Annotated in this window: 13 protein-coding genes; 12 read left to right on the top strand and 1 reads right to left on the bottom strand. The window is 58.5% G+C overall.

From position 1 onward, the window contains the following. Positions 1-72: 72 nt before the first annotated feature. Positions 73-2,226, bottom strand: a complete 2,154-nt coding sequence (locus tag ACTNDJ_RS00640) for an LTA synthase family protein (RefSeq protein ID WP_441064046.1) — start codon at positions 2,224-2,226, stop codon at positions 73-75. Between the two features lie 194 nt (positions 2,227-2,420). Here ACTNDJ_RS00640 and uvrA point away from each other — a divergent pair, with 194 nt between their 5' ends. From uvrA to ACTNDJ_RS00580, 12 genes are all read left to right on the top strand, one after another. Then, complete coding sequence (gene uvrA, locus ACTNDJ_RS00635) at positions 2,421-5,300, top strand: excinuclease ABC subunit UvrA (RefSeq protein WP_441064045.1); 2,880 nt, start codon at positions 2,421-2,423, stop codon at positions 5,298-5,300. A 134-nt stretch (positions 5,301-5,434) separates the two neighbouring features. Further along, on the top strand, positions 5,435-5,935 hold the full coding sequence (ybaK, locus tag ACTNDJ_RS00630; protein ID WP_441083177.1) for a Cys-tRNA(Pro) deacylase: 501 nt from the start codon (positions 5,435-5,437) through the stop codon (positions 5,933-5,935). A gap of 3 nt (positions 5,936-5,938) precedes the next feature. Then, positions 5,939-8,236 (top strand): murein biosynthesis integral membrane protein MurJ, encoded by a 2,298-nt coding sequence (murJ, locus tag ACTNDJ_RS00625; RefSeq protein ID WP_441083176.1) that lies wholly within the window; start codon positions 5,939-5,941, stop codon positions 8,234-8,236. Between the two features lie 60 nt (positions 8,237-8,296). After that, positions 8,297-10,183 carry an excinuclease ABC subunit UvrC gene (gene uvrC / locus ACTNDJ_RS00620; RefSeq protein WP_154517564.1) on the top strand — a complete coding sequence of 629 codons (1,887 nt, stop codon included), beginning with the start codon at positions 8,297-8,299 and terminating at the stop codon, positions 10,181-10,183. 364 nt (positions 10,184-10,547) lie between these two features. Further along, on the top strand, positions 10,548-12,155 hold the full coding sequence (locus ACTNDJ_RS00615) for an ABC transporter substrate-binding protein (RefSeq protein WP_427718660.1): 1,608 nt from the start codon (positions 10,548-10,550) through the stop codon (positions 12,153-12,155). Positions 12,156-12,312: 157 nt separating this feature from the next. Continuing rightward, complete coding sequence (locus ACTNDJ_RS00610) at positions 12,313-13,269, top strand: ABC transporter permease (RefSeq protein WP_370450641.1); 957 nt, start codon at positions 12,313-12,315, stop codon at positions 13,267-13,269. Between the two features lie 3 nt (positions 13,270-13,272). Then, positions 13,273-15,288 carry a dipeptide/oligopeptide/nickel ABC transporter permease/ATP-binding protein gene (locus ACTNDJ_RS00605; protein ID WP_427728769.1) on the top strand — a complete coding sequence of 672 codons (2,016 nt, stop codon included), beginning with the start codon at positions 13,273-13,275 and terminating at the stop codon, positions 15,286-15,288. Then, complete coding sequence (locus tag ACTNDJ_RS00600) at positions 15,289-16,116, top strand: ABC transporter ATP-binding protein (RefSeq protein WP_154517508.1); 828 nt, start codon at positions 15,289-15,291, stop codon at positions 16,114-16,116. An 80-nt stretch (positions 16,117-16,196) separates the two neighbouring features. Then, positions 16,197-17,174 (top strand): acetylxylan esterase, encoded by a 978-nt coding sequence (locus ACTNDJ_RS00595; protein ID WP_427718656.1) that lies wholly within the window; start codon positions 16,197-16,199, stop codon positions 17,172-17,174. Continuing rightward, on the top strand, positions 17,167-18,018 hold the full coding sequence (locus tag ACTNDJ_RS00590; protein ID WP_441083175.1) for an acetylxylan esterase: 852 nt from the start codon (positions 17,167-17,169) through the stop codon (positions 18,016-18,018). The genes ACTNDJ_RS00595 and ACTNDJ_RS00590 overlap by 8 nt, the downstream gene beginning before the upstream one ends. Before the next feature lie 68 nt (positions 18,019-18,086). Next, entirely contained in the window at positions 18,087-19,007 is a 921-nt protein-coding gene (locus tag ACTNDJ_RS00585) for a dihydrodipicolinate synthase family protein (RefSeq protein WP_427718650.1), read from the top strand. Positions 19,008-19,177: 170 nt separating this feature from the next. Then, positions 19,178-20,143, top strand: a complete 966-nt coding sequence (locus tag ACTNDJ_RS00580; protein WP_441083174.1) for an ROK family protein — start codon at positions 19,178-19,180, stop codon at positions 20,141-20,143. The last annotated feature ends 43 nt before the right edge of the window (positions 20,144-20,186 follow it).

Here is a 20,186-nt window from a genome sequence, read left to right as displayed (position 1 = left end):
AGCGGGAGTCATTTGTGATGCATTTGGGCCGAGTGTGCTTGCAATACGATGGGCCCAAGCGAATGAGCGGGCTTACTGAACTTTGCTGGCGAACTCGAGGTATTGCATGCGCTGCAGCTTGTCGATCGTCGAGGCGTATGGGCTGTCTTCAGATTCCAAATCGTAGCGCAGCCCGTCGGCACCAAGATAGCCGGCGACATTGATGGTGGGCACATCTGACCTTGTTGCAAGCAGAGCCTTTTGATAGTCGGTGAGCGGGGCGCCGATCTTATTAAGGGTAATGGCTGCAATCTCGTTTGCCCCGACGGTGTCGTAGACGTTGAGCTCGGTATTGCCGGCGATTTCATAGTTAGCCCAGACGAAATAGGTCGACTGATAGATACGGAAAGCGTGGCTTGCCGTATCTTCCTGAGGGTACAGCTCGTCGTTGAGAGTCGTTGCGGCGCTCGGCTGATGGTCGCCAAAAAAGACAAGGACAACCGGTCTTCCGATATTGCGGAGCTCGTTGATAAAGTACTCGAGGTCCCGGTCGGATGCGTTGATGCAGGTAAGATAGGTGTTGAGCGCGCTATTGGCGCCCTCGCTGGCTCCCTCGACCCAATAGTTTGTCAGCTCTTCGGCGGGAACGGTGCCATAGTCGTAGCCGCCGTGATTTTGCATCGTGACGTCAAAGATGAACTGCGGGGCTTCGTCGGTTCTAAGCAGGTCGAGTATCTTGTCGTAGGTGGCGTAGTCGCATACGCCGGCATGGTAACAGGGCGCACCTTCGAAATCGCCGATTGAAAGAAAGTCTCCAAAGCCCAGCTGCTGATAGATTTTATCTCGATGGTAGTTGACGGGGTTTTGCGGGTGCATAGCGGTAGCGGTATACCCAAGCTCCTTAAGGTCCTTTGCCAGGCTGTTGACGCCATTCATCTGATATAGCTGATAGGGGATTTTGCCTAATCCGACAAAGGCCGTTGTCGCTCCGGTCAAAAATTCGAATTCGGAGTTCGCCGTTCCGCCACCGGCGACCGAAGCGAGCATGGTGCCGCGAACAAGTGTGTCGGGAAGCGAGTTGTAGAATGCGGGGCCGGTGTACCCGGCCGCCTGGAGCTGCTCAAAGCACGAAAGGTCGCTAAAACTCTCGTTCATGACGGCAACAATCGTCGGCTTGATTTCATTGAACTGGGCAACGGCCGCCGCGCGCTGCTCGCTCGAGCCATACGTGCTGTCGTAGGTGGCGGCGAGCTCTTGCTCGATGCTCTGCGCCTCATCGGGCGTATAGTCTTCGGGCTTCTCAATGGGCAACTCGTTGACCATTTCGGTGAACGAAGTGATAAAACCCTGAGACGCATACGTGGTGATGGGCTGCCAACGGTCAAATCCAAAATTCAGCGCCTGCTCCAAGTCGATGCTGGAAAAGCCCGAGAGCCCCACAACGGTCACTAGCAGAAAAGCGCAGAGGTTAGCGGCGATTGCGGGGAAGACATGGGTGGGCGTACGGAGCTTTCTCGGTCGAATAAGCGAAAGAAGCCCCAGGGAAATCTCTAGCAGGGCTAGAGAGGTTACGATTCCGGCGGTAAAGGTAAACTCGTATCCCTCGCTCACTTCCATTGCGGTGCCAAGGGCCAAGATATCGCTTGGCAGGATGGCCTCGCCTTTAAACGTTATGACGAAGTGCTCGGCAATGCCAAGGATGCAACAGACGACGGGCACGAGGACCATGACGCCTCCATGACGCTGTCCCAGCAAATAAAGGGAGAGCAGAACCGTCGCGAGCAGCCCGACGGAAAACCCGAATGAGTTGGCGGGAATGCGATAGAACGTTTCGTTGCAGGAAATTTCGAGTGAAACGAACGAGAGCGCTGAAACAGCGGCGATGACAAGGATGTCACGGCAAATACAGGCAACCGTTCCCGTCGCAAGATCGGTTTGGTCGATAAGTCCCGAAACCAAAGGCTCGACAAGAAGTATGACGGCGGCAGCACCGAGCGCCGAATAAGAAAGGACCCATAGGGAACTGCCCTCATTTACGAGCAATTGATTCGTAATCCATGCAGCTACCATGCCGAGCGGGATGAGGAGCGTCGCGCACCAAAAGACGCGGGCAATGGGCGGCTTTTCATTGTGTTTGATTGAAAAATACACGCGCACGACGACGGTGGCCACGATAAGGACGGCGATGAATATGGGCAGATTGGCCATGTCGCTCGAAGTGATTTCAAGGGGGATATCTTCGGTCATGGACGTTCCTCTGTTACAGCAAATTAAGTTCAGTGATTAGATTACTGTAACCTTTCCACGGCATTTCGAGAAACAAAGCGCCCGATACGCAAAGCTAAAGGTCTGCGAATCTTGTATTACGAACATCTGTGCGCGTCGAGTGCGCTAAACTCATCGGCAGTATGATTCGATGCAATAGGAGGCAAGGAGCTTCCATGTCTGATTCTTCTATCGTTATTCGCGGCGCTCGTGAGCACAACCTCCGTGATATCGATGTTTCCATTCCGCGTGACCAACTCGTGGTCATTACCGGTCTTTCTGGCTCGGGCAAGAGCTCGCTGGCATTTGACACTATCTATGCCGAGGGCCAGCGTCGATACGTCGAGAGCCTTTCGAGCTATGCGCGCCAGTTCTTGGGCCAGATGGACAAACCCGACTTGGATTCAATCGACGGCCTTTCGCCGGCGGTGTCGATCGATCAAAAGACGACGTCTAAAAACCCTCGCTCGACGGTTGGCACCGTAACCGAGATTTATGACTATCTGCGCCTGCTGTTCGCCCGTGTGGGCACCCCGCACTGTCCCGAATGCGGCCGCGTCATTGAGCGCCAGACGACCGACCAGGTTGCCGACAAGGTCTTGGCGGCGGGGGAGGGTCGCCGCGCGTTTGTGCTGGCACCGGTGGTGCGCGGGCGAAAAGGCGAGTACACCAAACTGTTTGAGGACCTTCGCGCCGAGGGCTTTAGCCGCGTGCGTGTCGACGGTGAAGTGCGCTCACTCGACGATCCAATCGATCTGGACAAGAAGTTCAAGCACGATATCGAGGTCGTGGTCGATCGCATCGTGATCCGTGAGAACTCTCTGGGCCGTATCGCCGAGTCCGTTGAGCAGGCGACCGCGCTGGCTCACGGCAATGTAAATGTGTACATGCTGCCCGATCGTGATGCTCCCGAGGGGACCGAGGGCGAGCTGCTGGAGTATTCGTTGGCCTTGGCGTGCCCGGAGCATGGACACTCCATCGACGATCTTCAGCCGCGTGATTTTTCGTTTAACGCTCCCTATGGCGCATGTCCTGAGTGCGACGGCCTGGGCTTTAAGAAAACCGTTGATGCCGAGGCGCTGATCGAGGACCCCTCGAAGTCCATTGCCGACGGAGTCTTTGGTAGCCTGTTTGGCAATTCGAACTACTACCCGCAGATTTTTGCTGCGGTCTGTAAACACTTTAAGGTAAGCGCTGATACGCCGTGGGAGGACTTGCCCCCTCGCGTGCGTCGTACATTCTTGGATGGCCTGGGCGATACGAAGATCTCGGTTGACTACCAAAAGCTCGACGGACGTCGTAGCCAGTGGGATACCAAGTTTTCGGGCGTTCGCAACATCCTGTACGAACGCTATACCGAGACGACGAACGAGAACACCAAGGCGCGCTTGGAGAAGTACATTCGCGAGGAACCGTGCTCGAGCTGCCACGGCGCTCGTTTGCGCCCTGAGATGCTCGCCGTCACCGTGGGCGGCAAGTCCATTTACGAGGTTTGCTGCCTGTCGTGCCGTGAGTCGCTCGAGTTTTTTGAGGGCCTGGAGCTCACCGAGCGCCAACAGTTTATCGGCGGGCGCATCGTCAAGGAAATCCTGGAGCGCTTGCGTTTTCTGGTCGATGTTGGACTCGACTATCTGACGCTCGATCGTGCCTCGGCGACGCTTTCTGGTGGCGAGGCGCAGCGTATTCGCCTGGCAACGCAGATCGGCGCGGGTCTCATGGGCGTGCTCTATATTCTAGACGAGCCATCGATCGGCCTTCATCAGCGCGATAACGAGCGCCTGATCAAGACCCTTGAGCGCCTGCGCGATATCGGCAATACCGTCATCGTCGTCGAACACGACGAGGACACGATCCGTGCCGCCGACTACGTAATCGACATGGGGCCCGGCGCCGGCGTCAACGGCGGACACGTAGTCGCGGCGGGAACGCCTGCCGATATCATGGCGTGTCCTGAGTCGATGACGGGCGCTTATCTGACCGGCAAACGAATGATCCGGGTGCCTGATGAACGGCGCAAGCCCGGTCGCGGCTGCCTTAAAATTACGGGCGCTCGAGCTAACAACCTCAAAAACGTTACTGCCAAGATCGAGTTTGGTACGCTTACGGTTGTTACCGGCGTGTCGGGATCGGGCAAGAGCTCCCTGGTTACCGACACCATTGCGCCTGCCCTTACGAATGCTATTCACCGTTCGACGCGCCCTGTGGGTCCGTATAAGAAAATCGAGGGCATCGAGTGTATCGATAAGGTTATCGATATCGACCAGTCGCCGATTGGCCGCACACCGCGTTCCAACCCTGCTACCTATATTGGCCTGTGGGATGATCTTCGCGCGCTGTTTGCGAGTACGCCGGAGTCGAAGGCGCGCGGCTACTCGCCGGGTCGTTTCTCCTTTAATGTGAGTGGCGGGCGCTGTGAGGCGTGCAAGGGCGACGGACAGATCAAGATCGAGATGCACTTCCTTCCCGATATCTACGTTCCCTGCGAAGTTTGCGGCGGTAAACGCTACAACCGCGAGACACTCGAGGTCACCTACCGTGGCAAGACCATCTCGGACGTGCTCGACATGAGCGTCACCGAGGCGCTGGCCTTCTTTGGGAATATCCCGCAGATTAAGCGCAAGCTTCAGACTTTGTATGACGTTGGCTTGGGCTATGTGAGTTTGGGGCAGCCTGCCACGACGCTTTCGGGCGGCGAGGCGCAGCGTGTGAAACTCGCCAAGGAGCTTCATCGACGCCAGACGGGCAAGACGTTCTATATTTTGGACGAGCCGACGACCGGCCTTCATTTTGAGGACGTCCGCCAGCTGCTCGATGTGCTGCAGCGCTTGGTCGATGCGGGCAACACGGTGCTGGTGATTGAACACAACCTTGATGTCATCAAGGTTGCCGACCGCCTGATCGATATGGGTCCCGAGGGCGGCAATGGCGGCGGAACCGTCGTGGTCTCGGGTACGCCGGAGCAGGTCGCGGCATGTTCGCAGAGTTACACGGGCAAGTTCTTGGCACCGCTGCTCAAGCGCGACCGCGAGCGTCAGGCACAACTCGACGCCCAGTAAAGAGACGCCGTCGTACGAGAAGCGCCACCGATTCCTTTCGATTCGGTGGCGCTTCTGTGTGTCGAGATGACGTATGCGGCTAAATTGGACATATACTTAGGCGTTACGTTCGAATGCGAGGGAAGGGACATGCCATGGCAAAGGCTGCAAAGACGCCGAAAACCAATGCGATGCGCGAGCTGGAAAACGCCGGCATCTCCTATATTCTCCATACGTATGAAGACGATGGCGATGAGTCGGTGGGTTTAGGCGTCGCAATTTTGGAACAACTTGGCGAGGAGCCTGGCCAGGGGTTTAAGACCTTGGTTTGCGTGACGCCGTCCAACGAACACGTTGTGTGCTGTATTCCCGTTGCCGACGAGCTTGACCTAAAGGCCGCCGCGCGCGCCGCTGGTGAAAAGTCGCTGACCATGATGCATGTCAAGGACTTGCTTGCCGCGACGGGGTATGTCCGGGGCGGCTGCAGTCCAGTCGGCATGAAAAAACGCTTTCGGACGCTGATCGATGAGACATGCGTCCTTTGGGATACCATTTTTATCTCAGGCGGTAAGCGTGGCTATCAACTTGAGCTTGCCCCCGACGACTTAGTTGCATTTTGCAGGGCGACGGTTGCCCCGATCACGAGAGAGGACTGAGCGATGCCGCAGGAAGAATCGAAGCGCGGAGCTCACTTTGCAAAGGGTTCGGCTTCTCAGACGCCCGCGCCTGAGGCTTCTTCGGTCGATGACCAGATTCGAAACGCTTGGTCCGTTGCTGCAGATCCAGGGGAGACAGCTGTGTATTTGCGTGCCGCCGGTGCCGGTACGGTGCCTCCCCGTACGATTCTCTCTTCGGCTCGTCCCGATGAGACGGCGGTGTTTTTGGCCGCGGCTCAACCCCGTGCCGGACGGATGCCTGACGCCGGGGCGTCTCGTGCGCCGCGTCCCGATGAGACGGCGGTGTTTTTGATGGCGGCTCAGGGAAAGGGCGCACTGCAGGGTGTCCCAGCCGATCGTCCCGCGAGGCCTGCAACCGACGGTGATGGCGAGCAGTTGCTTTTGGATGACGAGTGGTCACCGCTCGGCTCGACCGATCCGGTCGAGGGCGTTGCTGTTGAGGACGATGATTGGGATCTATTGTCGTTTTCTGGTCGAACCGCTGCCGCCAGGGAAGTTGACACGGTGTTTGGTAATAATGCCGTAGCTAACGATGACGCTTCGTTTGACAGCGATGTCACGCCTGTTGACGGAGCTTTTTCTGCCGATGATGCCGTTTTGGTCGACGACCCCTTCGCGATAATCGATGACCCTGATATCGAGGTTGATTCTCGACAACACACTGAAGTCAGCCCCCAATCACAGGACGACGTAGATGATATGGGCTCGTCGGACTACTCTACGGTTGGCCGTTCTGCCGGCCTCATGACTGCACTGACCATCGTGTCGCGCGTCACCGGGTTTATCCGTACTTGGGCTATGGCTGCCGCCATCGGCATGTCGCTGCTCTCGTCTTCCTATCAGGTCGCCAACAACCTGCCCAATATGCTCTATGAGCTCGTGATGGGCGGTATGTTGGTTACCGCCTTTTTGCCGGTGTACATGGGCGTGCGTCGTGAGCAGGGTCGCGACGCCTCAAACGAATACGTAGGTAATCTGCTCGGCATCCTGCTTTTGCTGCTGGGCGGCATTTCGGTGTTGGGCACCGTGTTTGCTCCGGGCTTTATCTGGACGCAGTCGTTCCTTTCGGGCGATGGCGGAAGCATGGATACCGCTGCATTCATGTTCCGTTTCTTTGCCATTCAGATTTTGTTCTACGGCTTGGGCTCGGTGTTCTCGGGCGTTCTTAACGCGCATCGTGACTACTTTTGGTCGACGTTCGCCCCGGTACTCAACAATGTGATTGTCATTGCGAGTTTTATGGGCTTCGCTCCCGTATCTGCCTGCTTTGGTGAGCAGACGGGCGTCGTTTTGATTTCGCTCGGCACGACGCTTGGCGTTTTTGTCCAGATGGCGTGCCAGATTCCCGCACTCGGTAAGCATGGTGTCCGGCCTCATATTCATATCGACTTTAAGGATCCTGCACTGCGACAGACGCTCGCGCTCGGCGTCCCGACGTTGCTCGCTACGGTATGCATGTTCGTGTCGACTTCCATTACCAACGCAGCCGCGCTGGTGGTGCAGCCCGAGACCGGTCCTTCTGTAATTGCCTATGCGCGCCTTTGGTACACACTGCCTTATGCCTTGATAGCCGCCTCGCTCTCGACGGCGCTTTATACCGAGCTTTCGCACGATGCCCAGGAAAAGGATTATGACAGCGTGCGCGTTGGTATCTCGCGCGGCGTGGCCCAGATGCTCTTCTTCCTGATTCCTTTCGCGCTATATCTCATGGTGTTTGCCCGTCCGCTCAACATGATTTATTGCGCCGGCAAGTTCGACGAGTCGGGTGTGGCGCTTGTGTCCGAGTTTCTGGTTTATCTGGCGCTCTCCCTGCCGCTCTACGGCGTGGTCGTGTTGATGCAGAAGAGCTTCTCGGCGCTGCTCGACATGAAGCCCTATAGCCGCTATTGCCTATACTCTGCCATCGGCCAGGCTGGTTCGGTTCTGCTGTTTGGTGTGGTGCTGGGCTATGGCATGCCTGCGATTGCGATGTCGTATGTTGTCGACTATGTGATTCTGGTCGGCTGTTCGCTGTGGTGGCTGCGTCGTCGTCTGCAGGGTCTTCAGGTTAAATCTATTCTGCACGGCTGCTTCTATGGCCTTTTGCTCGGCGGCCTGGGTGCCGCAGCGGGTGCCGGCGTTTTGTGGGCGCTCGAGAGTTTTGTCGGAGCGCTTGGCGGATCGATTCTTATTACCTTGGGCTATGTTTGCATCGCGGGCATGGTTTCGCTTGCCGTGACTTTTGGCCTTGCCGTCCTTCTAAAGATGCCTGAGGTCTCCGCGCTTCTTCGCCGCAGGTAGGCAATCGTGGCAGGTCATGACAACATTCCAACGCTTGCCGAACAGGTTTCGCGTGTGCCCATGCAGCCTGGCTGCTACCTTTGGAAAGATGCCAAGGGCGATGTCATTTACGTTGGCAAGGCTAAAAATCTGCGCTCGCGCATGCGTCAATATGTGACGCTGCAGGACGAGCGCCAAAAGATTCCACTGATGATGCAGCTGGTTGCGAGCTTTGACTATATCGTTGTCGAGAACGAGCACGAGGCGCTGGTGCTCGAGCGCAACCTGATCGGTCAATATCATCCGTACTTTAATGTCGACCTTAAGGACGATAAGAGCTATCCCTTTATCGCTATCACCAAGAGCGATCTGTTCCCAGCTATTAAATATACTCGTGAGCGTCATAAGCCGGGAACGCGTTATTTTGGTCCCTACACCGACAGCCGCGCGGCGCGCGAGACCATTGATACGCTGCGCAAGGTAATCCCGATCTGCTCGGCTTCTTGTGCGGAATGGCGTCGATGCCGCCGTATCGTCGAGTCCCACAAGGGCGAAGAAGATATCGTCAATATGATTTGCGCTCAAAACGGGCGTCCCTGCTTTGACTTCCATGTTGGCCGCGGTCCGGGGGCATGCGTCGGTGCGATCTCTCCAGCCGACTATGCTAAAAACGTTAAACGTGTCGAGCGATTTTTGTCGGGCCATCGTAAAGATGTCGTTGATGAGCTTACATCCGAGATGACGGACGCCGCCGAAGCGCTCGATTTTGAGCGGGCGGCGCGCGTCAAGCGTCGCTTGGAAGTTATTAGGGGCCTGGACGACCGACAGCAGGTCGTTTTTCCGTCGAGTGTCGATCTCGATGTGATTGGTTTCTATCGAGAAGAGACCATTTCGGCCGCCTGCGTGTTTGTTGTGCGCGAGGGGCGAACGGTTCGAACCTGTGAGTTCATTCTCGATAAGGGCCTGGATGTCGATGAAGAGGAGCTTCAGTCGGGCTTTCTCAAGCGCTATTACGACGAGACGGCTGATATTCCAGCCGAGGTGAACCTTTCCGTCGAGCTTGAGGATGCGGAGGCGCTAGGGGAATGGCTTTCGGACAAGCGCGAGCGTTCCTGTCATCTCCATAGGCCTCAGCGCGGCGAAAAACACCGGTTGCTCGATATGGCATCTAAAAATGCGCGTCATGCCCTCATGCGTTATATGATGCGCACGGGATACGCCGACGATCGCACCAATCGAGCGCTCCTAGAGCTTGAGAGCGCCTTGGCGCTACCTGCGCCGCCAATGCGAATCGAGTGCTTCGATATCTCTACGCTTCATGGCACCTTTACGGTTGCCTCGATGGTGGTGTTTACCAACGGCCACGCCGACAAGAGCCAATACCGCCGCTTTAAAATCCAGGCCGAATTGGACGAGGCGAACGACTTCGTTTCGATGTCCGAGGTTTTGGGGCGTCGCTATGCTCCCGAGCGGATGACCGACGAACGTTTTGGCTCGCGCCCCGATTTGCTCGTTGTCGACGGCGGCAAGCCGCAATTGACGGCTGCAATTAAGCAACTTGAGGCCCTTGGGCTCGATATACCAGTTTGTGGTTTGGCAAAGGCCGATGAGGAGGTTTTCGTGCCTTGGGACGAGACTCCTGTCGTACTTCCGACCGGGTCTGCGTCGCTCTATCTCATCAAGCAGGTGCGCGACGAATCGCACCGTTTTGCCATCACGTTCCATCGCGAATTGCGCGATAAAGCCATGACGGTCTCGGTACTCGATGACGTTCCAGGCGTGGGACCCACTAGAAAACGTGCAATTATGCGCCATTTTGGCTCGATGAAGCGGTTGCGCGCGGCGAGTGAGCAAGAGATCGCGGAAGTTCGCGGCATACCTGCCGATGTTGCCAAGGCGGTCCACGAGGCGCTTGTTGCATGGAATGCCGAGCGCGCCGAGGCCGCGGCTGGCCATTCCGATAGCTAAACACGAGCATAAACAACTGATATACATGATTGCGCGATTTTCAACCATTTATTTCGCCATGATTGCCTGCTGGTTTCGGGTTTTATTAACGCTAAAACGTTTGACTAACCCAAGCGAAAACCCTGCTATCCTGCGGGTTGACGAAGACTGATATCTCACCTCGCCGATACATACTGTCTGCTGTATCGTTTGTCAACGAATTCGGTGAACGGTAGTAAATACCGTTCAAGCGTATGTATGTATCGGTCGCCGAGCGCGGCACCTCAGTTGGGTTTGTCGGTAGGTAAGGTATATATCGTCCGCAAGTTGCGCGGGGGCAAGTTTAGGTGCTCCCGGGTAAGATTCTCTATTGATAGGAGAAGACATGGCCATCATCAATAAGGGTATGTCCAGGCGTTCGTTCCTCGGCCTCACCGGCAGCGTCGCTGCTGTCGCCGGCTTTGGTCTCACTGGCTGCGGTGGCAGCTCTAGCGACGAGGGTTCCGCTCCCGCCGATTCCGCCAACCGTGGCGGCGGCGTGATCACCGCCGGTTCCGCTTACGCTCCGTCCAGCTTCGACCCCGCCAGCACCGGCTCCGCCGTGGGCCTGGGCGCTAACTGGCACGTCGTCGAGGGCCTCTACGGCATCGATTACCACGACTACAGCACTTTCAACGAGCTCGCCACCGATGATCCCAAGTCCGTGGACGACACCACCTTCGAGGTCACCATCCGCAAGGGCGCCAAATTCTCCGATGGCACCGAGGTTACCGCTGACGACGTCGTCGCCTCCTACACCGCTTGCGCCGCTTCTGCCACCTACGCTCCGTTCTTCCAGCCTTTCGAGTCCATCGAGGCCAAGGATGCCAGCACCGTGACGGTCAAGACCAAGGTCCCCAACTTCTCCCTGCTCAAGGATCGTCTGGCCATCATTCGCGTTACTCCTGCCGCCCAGAGCGAGGAGGATCGCGCCAAGCAGCCGATCGGCTCCGGCCCCTGGATGTACGATTCTATCTCCGATACCGAGATCACCCTGGTTCCCAACCCCGAGTACAACGGTGAGTATGCTGCCGAGGATAAGAAGATCCAGTACAGCATCCTGACCGACCCCACCGCTCGCGTCACCGCTCAGCAGGAAGGCTCCACGCTCGTCATGGAGCTCGTTACCGCTGATGCCGTCGACCAGCTCGAGGGCGCCGGCTGCAAGATCGACAACGTCCAGGGCTTCGGCACCCGCTTCATCATGTTCAACGTCGCCAAGGAGCCTTGGAACGACGTCAAGGTCCGTCAGGCTGTCATGTATGCGCTCGACACCGAGAAGATGATCAGCAACACCTTCGCCGGCCTTGCTACCGCTGCCAGCTGCTACCTGCCCAAGAGCTTCACCAACTATCATGAGGCCTCCACGGTGTACAAGACCGACGCCAAGAAGGCCAAGAAGCTTATCGAGGAGTCCGGTATCACCCCGGGCGCCATTACCCTGCGCACCACCGATAACGAGCAGATCAAGGGTATGGCTGCCCAGGTCAAGAACGACCTCGACGCTCTCGGCTTCGATGTGACCATCCAGACCGATACTTCGCCGGCCACCTATGCTGCCATCGACGGCGGCGAGGCCTACGATATCCTCCTTGCCCCTGGCGATCCTTCCTGCTTCGGCGCAGACCCCGACCTGCTGCTCAACTGGTGGTACGGCGACAACGTCTGGATGCAGACCCGTTGCCCGTGGAAGGAGTCCGCTGAGTGGCAGAAGCTCCACGGCCTTATGGACGAGGCTCTTGCCGCCGAGGGCGACGAGCAGCAGAAGAAGTGGAACGAGTGCTTCGACATCATCGCCGACAACGCCGTTCTGTACCCCGTTGTCCACGTTAAGACCGTCTCCGCTTCCTGGAACGACCCGTCCACTGCGCCCAACGGCGAGGCCCTCGATGGCTTCAAGGGCATCGGCACGACGAGCATGTCCTTTAAGGGTGTCGCGACCGTCAAGGCGTAAGACTCGCTTGAGTCTATATGCAGGATGTCGGCCGTTGGGACCGTATCCTCATAGTTGAAACAAAGACCCGGGCGGCAACGATGTCGCTCGGGTCTTGTAATGAGTGTCCGTACTCATATACCAGTTGGTCCTACCGACAAAAGAAAGGGGAGAGAACGTGAACAACTTTCTACGTTTGATTGGAAGGCGTCTCGTGGCGCTGCCGATCATGGCATTGGGCGTCACCGTCCTGGTGTTCTTCCTTATGTCGTTCTCCAAGACCGACCCCGCCTACACGGCGTTGGGTGACGGTGCCTCGCCCGAGGCGGTTGCCGAGTACCATGAGAAGTATGGTCTGGACGACCCCTGGCCCGTGCGCTACGTGCGCTATATGGGCAATTTGATCCATGGCGACATGGGCACCTATGGTGCTGCTCGCAACTCCGTTGCCAAGCGCATCTCCACGGCCCTACCCGTCACGATGCAGCTGACCTTCATCGGTCTTGCCATCGGTGCGGTCGTATCGTTTTTGCTCGGCGTCATCGCGGCCCTGTATCGCGATAAATGGCCGGACCAAGTGATCCGCGTCTTTTCCATCGCCGGCTTGGCAACCCCGTCGTTCTGGCTTGCCGTTCTGTTGATCCTGCTGTTCTCTTCCTACCTTAAGGTACTCCCGGCATCGGGTGCCCTGCCGCACTTCACCACGAATCCGGCTGGCTATCTGGGACGCATGATCATGCCCGCCATCGCCTTGGCATTTCCGCTGACGGGTCAGATGACTCGTATCGTGCGTACCGCCATGGTCGAGGAGCTCGACAAGGACTATGTCCGTATGGCTCGCGGCGCCGGCGTTCCCGAGAAGGTCGTCGTCGGCATCAACGTTCTTCGCAACGCGCTGATCACCCCGGTCACCACCCTCGGTCTTAAGATTGGCTATCTCATGGGCGGCGCCGTCGTCATCGAGGTCATCTTCAACCTCCCCGGCATGGGTACTGCGATCCTGCAGGGCGTTCAGGGCAACGAGGCGAACCTGGTTCAGGGCGTCGTCATCGTCGTTGCTCTTGCCTTCATCATCATCAACATCGTGGTTGACATGCTCTACCTGCTCATCAACCCGCGCATCAGGACGGTGTAGATTATGGTAAAGATTCGAGAGAAGCAAACCGAGCAGCTCGAGAAGGCTGCCTCCAAGGGGCTCAAGCTCGGTGGCTGGAAGAAGATGACGCTGTCTTCTAAGATTGCCGCCATCGTGCTGGTGCTGGTCGCCCTGACTGCGATTCTTGCCCCCGTTCTTGCCCCCTATAGCCCGGTCGAGATCTTTACGGCTCGCCAGGCTCCCGGCAACGGGTTTATCTTCGGAACCGACGACAAGGGCCGTGACATCCTTTCGCGTATGCTCTACGGTGGCCGTTACTCGCTGATCATCGGCTTTGGTGCTACCGCTATGGCTCTGGTCTGTGGCTCCGTTGTCGGTGCTCTTGCTGCGGTTTCGCGCAAGGCCGTCTCCGAGACGATTATGCGCATCCTGGACATCATCATGTCTGTCCCGGGTATCGCCCTCGCAGCCGTCTTCGTTTCCATCCTGGGCAACTCCGTGCCGTCGATTATCTTTGCGATCGGCTTTATGTACACCCCGCAGATCGCCCGTATCGTGCGTGCCAACATCGTATCCGAGTACGGTGAGGACTATGTCCGCGCGGTCATCGTCTCCGGCGCCAAGGCTCCGTGGATTCTGATCAAGCACGTTCTTCGTAACTGCATTGCCCCGATCATGGTCTTCACCGTCACCCTGGTCGCCGACGCCATCATCTTCGAGGCTTCGCTGACCTTTATCGGCGCTGGCATCCAGGAGCCCACTGCTACGTGGGGCAACATCCTCGCCGACGCCCGCGGTGGCGTGCTCGCCGGTCGTTGGTGGCAGGCGCTGTTCCCGGGTCTGGCCATCATGATCACCTGCCTGGCGCTCAACATCCTCTCCGAGGGCATTACCGACGCTATGGCCGCTGCTCCTTCCGCCGCTCTGGATCCGACCGATTCCTCCAAGCGCCGCGAGGCCGACCTGCTGGTCTCCGACCCCGTTCGCGCCTACAAGGAGCAGGCCCAGTCCCTGTCCGCCCGTCTTGGCGCCCTGCGCGATGTCGAGCTCAAGCGTAACGACCGCCATGTGCCCGATGAGTCCGTTGAGCCGATTCTTTCGGTCCGCGATTTCTGCATCCAGTTTGAGCACCACGGTGATATCAACGTCGTCGACCATGTCAACTTTGACGTCCGTCCCGGCCAGACCATGGGCCTGGTAGGCGAGTCCGGCTGCGGTAAGTCCATCACCACGCTGGCCATCATGGGCCTGACCGATGAGGACGAGCATCTTTCCGGCGAGGTCCTCTGGGAGGGTCGTGACCTGCTTAAGATGAGCAAGAAGGAGTGGTTCGGCCTGCGCGGTACCGATATCGCCATGGTCTATCAGGACGCTCTGTCCTCGCTCAACCCCTCTATGCTCATCTCCGCCCAGATGAAGCAGCTCACCAAGCGCGGCGGCACCCGCAGCGCCGAGGAGCTCCTGGAGCTCGTCGGCCTCGATCCCAAGCGCACGCTCGAGAGCTATCCGCACGAGCTATCCGGTGGACAGCGTCAGCGCGTTCTGATCGCTATGGCCCTTACCCGCGACCCCAAGCTGGTCATCTGCGACGAGCCCACGACCGCTCTGGACGTTACCGTCCAAAAGCAGGTCATTAAGCTGCTCAACGATCTTCAGGCCAAGCTCGGCTTTGCCATGATCTTCGTTTCGCATGACCTGGCGTTGGTCGCCGAGGTCGCCCATAACATCACGGTTATGTACGCCGGTCAGGTTATCGAGCAGGCGCCCACCAAGGAGCTGCTCACCAACCCGATTCACGAGTACACCCGCGGTCTTCTGGGTTCCGTTCTGTCCATCGAGAGCGGTTCGGGCCGCCTGCACCAGGTGCCCGGCGCCGTCCCCAGCCCGCGCGATTTCCCCAAGGGCGATCGCTTCGCGCCCCGCTCAAGCCATCCGCACATCGGCCTGGACACCCGTCCGGTCTTCAAGCGCGTGCCCGGCACCGAGCACTTCTATTCCGAGCTCCCCGATGAGGTGCTCAAGGCAAATGGTTTGACCCCTCATGCGGAGGTGATGTAGATGAGCGAGACTGCGGTCAACGGCGTCGAGCCGATTATCTTCCTTGACGATGTCCACGTCACCTTTAGGACCCGTACCGGTTCGATCTTGCACCCCAATCTGGTTCATGCCGTCCAAGGCGTGACCATTAAGCTCATGCCCGGTCAGACGATCGGCATCGTCGGCGAGTCCGGTTGCGGCAAGTCCACCACTGCTAATGTCATGTGCGGCCTGCAGGCCCCCACGAGTGGCAAGGTCTACTTTAAGGGCAAGGACGTCACCAAGCGTACTGCCGAGGATCGTCGTCACATGGGCCGCGTCATCTCGGTCGTGTTCCAGAACCCCGCGACGGCACTCAACCCTCGCATGGTCGTTCGTGAGCAGCTGCTCGATCCCATGCGCGTCCACAACCTGGGTACCGAGGCCGAGCAGGAGAAGCGCGTTAAGGAACTCCTGGAACTCACCGGTCTGCCCAGCTCTGCCGCCGAGGTTCTTCCCGGCCAGCTTTCGGGCGGTCAGCGCCAGCGCGTGGCAATTGCCCGTGCCCTATCGTTGAACCCTGACGCCATCATCGCCGACGAGCCCACCTCGGCTCTGGACGTTTCGGTCCGCGCGCAGATCCTCAACCTGTTGACCGATCTTAAGAAGGAGCTCGGCCTGGCTATGGTGTTCATTAGCCATGACATCCAGACGGTCCGCTACATTTCTGACGACATCATCGTCATGAACGGCGGCAAGATCGTCGAGCAGGGCGAGGCCAAGCAGGTCTTCCAGAACCCGCAGGACCCCTACACCAAGATGCTGCTCGGTGCTGCGCCGTCGCTGCTGCACCCCAAGCTTGGCGAGTAGGTTCGCTTTCCCTCCTGTGCGCCCGGCTCCCTTGCCGGGCGCACCTTCGTTGCGATTTCGAAAGGTTGGGTTCACGAGCCATGCCAAGCGCTCAGGAGCTACAACAGCAATTTGGTGGTTATCGGGGCGCCATGCCTCGTCCATCAGATTTCGATCTCTTTTGGAACGACCGCATGGCCGAGGCTGACGCCGTCGAGATCGACTATTCGGTCGAGGCGGCATCGATTGCCGATACTGCGACCTGCCAGTTTTTTGACCTCTGGTATACGGGCATGTGTGGCGCCCGCCTGCATGCCAAGTATCTCAAGCCGGTTTCGGACGAGTCCGTGCCGCTGGTGCTACAGTTCCACGGCTATCCGGGCGCAAGCCGCAGCTGGTTCGAGCAGGCATCGTTTGCGGGTATGGGCATGGCACTTGTCGCCCTCGACTGCCCCGGTCAGGGTGGCCCCTCCGAGGATATTGGTGGATTTGAAGGCACAACGGTTGCCGGGCATATCGTTGCCGGTATCGACGGCGACCCGGCCAATCTCTACTACGTACGCTTGCATCAGGATATCCGCATTCTGTGCCGCATTGTTCGCGAGCTCGAGGGCATCGATCTTGCCCGTGTTTTTGTGAACGGTGCGTCGCAGGGCGGTGGCTTGGGCATTGCGACCTGCGCGCTTAACAGCGAGCTTATCAATCGTGCCGCCATCCTCTATCCTTTCCTGTCGGATTTCCGCCTGGTCTGGGATTTGGATGCCGACGACATTGCCTACGAGGGCCTGCGCTATTGGTCTCGCTGGTTTGACGAGGACTCGACTCGTATTGACGAGGCCTATGCCAAGCTGGCGTATTTCGATTCCAAGAACTTTGCCCCCATGGTCAAATGCCCCGTGCTGTTTGGCACGGGAACGGCTGATATCGTCTGTCCACCGGCGACGCAGTTTGCGGTCTACAATAACCTGACCTGTGAGAAGCGCCATGAGTTCTTTGAGGGCTTTGGCCACGAGGAGATTCAGGATTTTGACGATCTGATCATTCCGTTTTTCTGCAAGGAAGGGGAGGCTCATGTCTAAGTGCGAGAGCAATGTCGATGAGCTGATTGACCCCGAGCTTGCGGGGATCTCTGGGACGGTTTCGTCAAGGCTCTCCGATTTCCGTGATTGGCGCGGCGATGCCTTGGCGGATGTTTCCGAGTTGGAGGCAGCCGCTTCGGACCTTGAGGTTTGCGGACTGACTGTCACGGCGATTGATTTCGCCAATCCGTGCGCGCGCTACTCCGAGGTTTCCTTTGAACTTGCCGGGGAAGTCGTACACGGCCGTTTGATTGAGCCCTCAGGTTGTGCCCGGGCATCCGAGCTTGTGCCGCTATGCCTGATGTTTCACGACATCGACCGACCCGTACGTGGATGGCATCACATGACGAGGTTTGCCGCCATGGGATATGCCGTGCTTGCGCTGGACGACGATGTGATTGGGCTCAGCGAGCTGAAGCAGGGGGTTACCTCGCCCGTTTTTGTTGAACGCGTCCGCTGGGGCTGTGCAATGGCAAAGGTCGCGCGCAATCTTGACGGCATGGACCCCGACCGCATCTTTGCATGGGGCGAGGGCCTTGGCGGTGGAGTCGCGCTGGCGGTTTCTGCTCTGGACGAGCGGGGCCTTGCCTGCACGGCGGTTGCCAATCCGCTTCCCGGCGGCCTCGAAGCGCTGTCGTCTCGGGTGCGCGGATCGGTACTCATGGGTACATCGCTCATGGATGCCGTGAGCGATCCCAAGGGCCAGTTTGCCGTATTCAACGGTCTTGAGTGTGACCGGAGGCATATTATCTATGCCAAATATGCTCACGAACGCATCAATGCGTTCGAAAACGAAGTCGTCGACTTCTTTAACCAAGCGTTCTACCTGTGTTCTTTGGCCTAGACGGCCTGGACACTGCCAACAAGAGTGGGCGGCATAGGGCCACCCGCCAGACAACTAAGGAGATTCTTGTGGCAACTCAGAAATTCACCGGTGTTATTCCTCCCGTCGTTGTTCCCGATACCGAAGATCACCAGCTCGACGTTGCCTCCTTTGAGCGCAGCATCAACCGCATGATCGACGCCGGCGTCGATGGCCTGTTCTTCCTGGGCTCTTCGGGTGAGGTCGTTTTCTCCACCGACGAGCGTCGTCGACAGATCATCGCCGAGGCCGTTCGAATCGTCGACCACCGCGTTCCTGTTCTGGTCGGCATCATCGATACCGAGACCGAGCGCATGATTGAGCACGGTAAGGTTGCTCAGGAGCTGGGCGCCGATGCGCTCGTCGCCACCTGCCCGTTCTATGCCCTGCAGGGCATGACCGAGGTCGAGGAGCATTTCCGCATCCTGCACGAGGAGCTCGACCTGCCCATCTTTGCCTATGACATTCCCGTGTGCGTTCACACCAAGCTCCCCTGGAAGCTCCTTGCAAAGCTCGGCGCCGAGGGCGTCCTTGCTGGCGTCAAGGATTCCTCGGGTGACGACGTCTCGTTCCGCTACCTCGTTCAGGAGAACGAGAAGAACGGCCATCCGATGAGCATCCTCACCGGCCATGAGGTCGTCGTCGACGGTGCCTACCTTGGTGGCGCCGACGGCTCTGTCCCGGGTCTCGCCAACGTTGAGCCCGAGGGCTACGTGCGTCAGTGGAAGGCCGCTCAGGCTGGTGACTGGGCTACCGTCAAAGCCGAGCAGGATCGCCTCAATGAGATTTCGCACATCTGGGACGTCACCTCGGGCGTCCAGGGCTATGCCGGTGGCGTTGGCGCCTTCAAGACCGCTATGAACCTCATGGGCATTTTCGACAGCCCGACCATGCCGCGCCCGGTGAAGGCCATGACCGGCGAGAACGTCGAGGCGATTAGGAAGGTCCTGCAGGACAACGGTCTCCTGTAAAGCTTTCCCGGGCACCCGATCTTGGGCTCAAGCGATCGAGCGTGACCCATTAGGTCAATGCCCGACCGCTTTCACCCCAACCCCGGGCACTCGGGAAGCCTTTAGCAAGCTGCGGCGATAACACCGCCTTTAATTTCCTGTAGTTGTTTTTATCTCCTAAGGAGAGCGACATGGAGAACAAGTACATCTGCTCCGTTGATATCGGTGGCACCAAGATTGCGACCGCCATTATGGAATATCCGGCTGATGGCGGCGTGCCCCATCCCGTATTTGAGGCTGAGGTTCCCACCGAGGCCCAAGAGGGCGGTGAGGCCGTCTTCCAGCGTATCGAGGCGTCCGTCAAGGCCGCTCTCGAGGCGAATCCCGATGTCGAGGTCCTTGGCGTCGGTATCGGTGCCGCTGGCGTCGTCGATCCCAAGACGGGCGCCATCGCGTATGCCAACGAGATCATGCCCGGCTGGTCCGGCGTTCAGTTGGGGCCGCGTCTGCGCGAGGACCTCGGTCTTCCCGTTGCCGTTGTAGGCGACGTGCAGGCTCATGCTCTGGGTGAGGCCCATTGGGGCGTCGGCAAGGGCAAGTTCTCCGTCTTGTGTCTGGGCATCGGCACGGGTATCGGAGGCGCATATGTCGAGAACGGCCGCGTGATGCAGGGCTTCCATGGTGCTGCCGGCCATATGGGCCACATCGAGTGCTCGGCTGCCGCCGGCATTCCCTGCGCCTGCGGGCGTTCCGGCCATCTGGAGTCGGTGGCTTCGGGTACGTCGATTGGGCGCATGTACGACGAGCGCTTCGGTCGTGTTGACCCCAGCCGTCCCTCGGTTGGCCGCGACGTGAACGACCTGTGCCGCGCGGGTGACGCAAAGGCGACCGAGGTCATCCACGATGCCGGCTTTGCATTGGGCGCTAGCTTGGGCTCGCTCGCCAACATTCTGGATCCAGAGGTCATCGTGCTTTCGGGTGGCGTAATTCACCAGGGACCCGATTGGCGTTCGCAGACGTGGAAGGATTCGGTACACGAGGGCTATGCCAGCCAGGCGCTCGATCCGCTTCAGGACACGCCGATCCTCATCGGTTCTCTGGAGGGCGACGCACCGCTTATCGGTGCCGCCGAGCATCTTCTTGCCTCGTTAAAGTAAACGTATCTGCTGTAGGAGCCTCCCGAGACGACACGCCTCGGGA

It is taken from the genome of Collinsella sp. HCP3S3_D1, from assembly GCF_052064015.1.
Lineage (GTDB): Bacteria > Actinomycetota > Coriobacteriia > Coriobacteriales > Coriobacteriaceae > Collinsella.
The sequence above is the reverse complement of the archived record's forward strand: the minus strand, read 5'-3'. Positions and strand labels throughout refer to the sequence as shown.

Bases quoted from the DNA above. Each gene is read 5' to 3' on its own strand.
- uvrA (WP_441064045.1), top strand. From the start codon at position 2,421: ATGTCTGATTCTTCTATCGTTATTCGCGGCGCTCGTGAGCACAACCTC.
- murJ (WP_441083176.1), top strand. From the start codon at position 5,939: ATGCCGCAGGAAGAATCGAAGCGCGGAGCTCACTTTGCAAAGGGTTCG.
- ybaK (WP_441083177.1), top strand. From the start codon at position 5,435: ATGGCAAAGGCTGCAAAGACGCCGAAAACCAATGCGATGCGCGAGCTG.
- ACTNDJ_RS00590 (WP_441083175.1), top strand. From the start codon at position 17,167: ATGTCTAAGTGCGAGAGCAATGTCGATGAGCTGATTGACCCCGAGCTT.
- uvrC (WP_154517564.1), top strand. From the start codon at position 8,297: ATGCAGCCTGGCTGCTACCTTTGGAAAGATGCCAAGGGCGATGTCATT.
- ACTNDJ_RS00640 (WP_441064046.1), bottom strand. From the start codon at position 2,226: ATGACCGAAGATATCCCCCTTGAAATCACTTCGAGCGACATGGCCAAT.
- ACTNDJ_RS00600 (WP_154517508.1), top strand. From the start codon at position 15,289: ATGAGCGAGACTGCGGTCAACGGCGTCGAGCCGATTATCTTCCTTGAC.
- ACTNDJ_RS00605 (WP_427728769.1), top strand. From the start codon at position 13,273: ATGGTAAAGATTCGAGAGAAGCAAACCGAGCAGCTCGAGAAGGCTGCC.
- ACTNDJ_RS00595 (WP_427718656.1), top strand. From the start codon at position 16,197: ATGCCAAGCGCTCAGGAGCTACAACAGCAATTTGGTGGTTATCGGGGC.
- ACTNDJ_RS00580 (WP_441083174.1), top strand. From the start codon at position 19,178: ATGGAGAACAAGTACATCTGCTCCGTTGATATCGGTGGCACCAAGATT.
- ACTNDJ_RS00615 (WP_427718660.1), top strand. From the start codon at position 10,548: ATGGCCATCATCAATAAGGGTATGTCCAGGCGTTCGTTCCTCGGCCTC.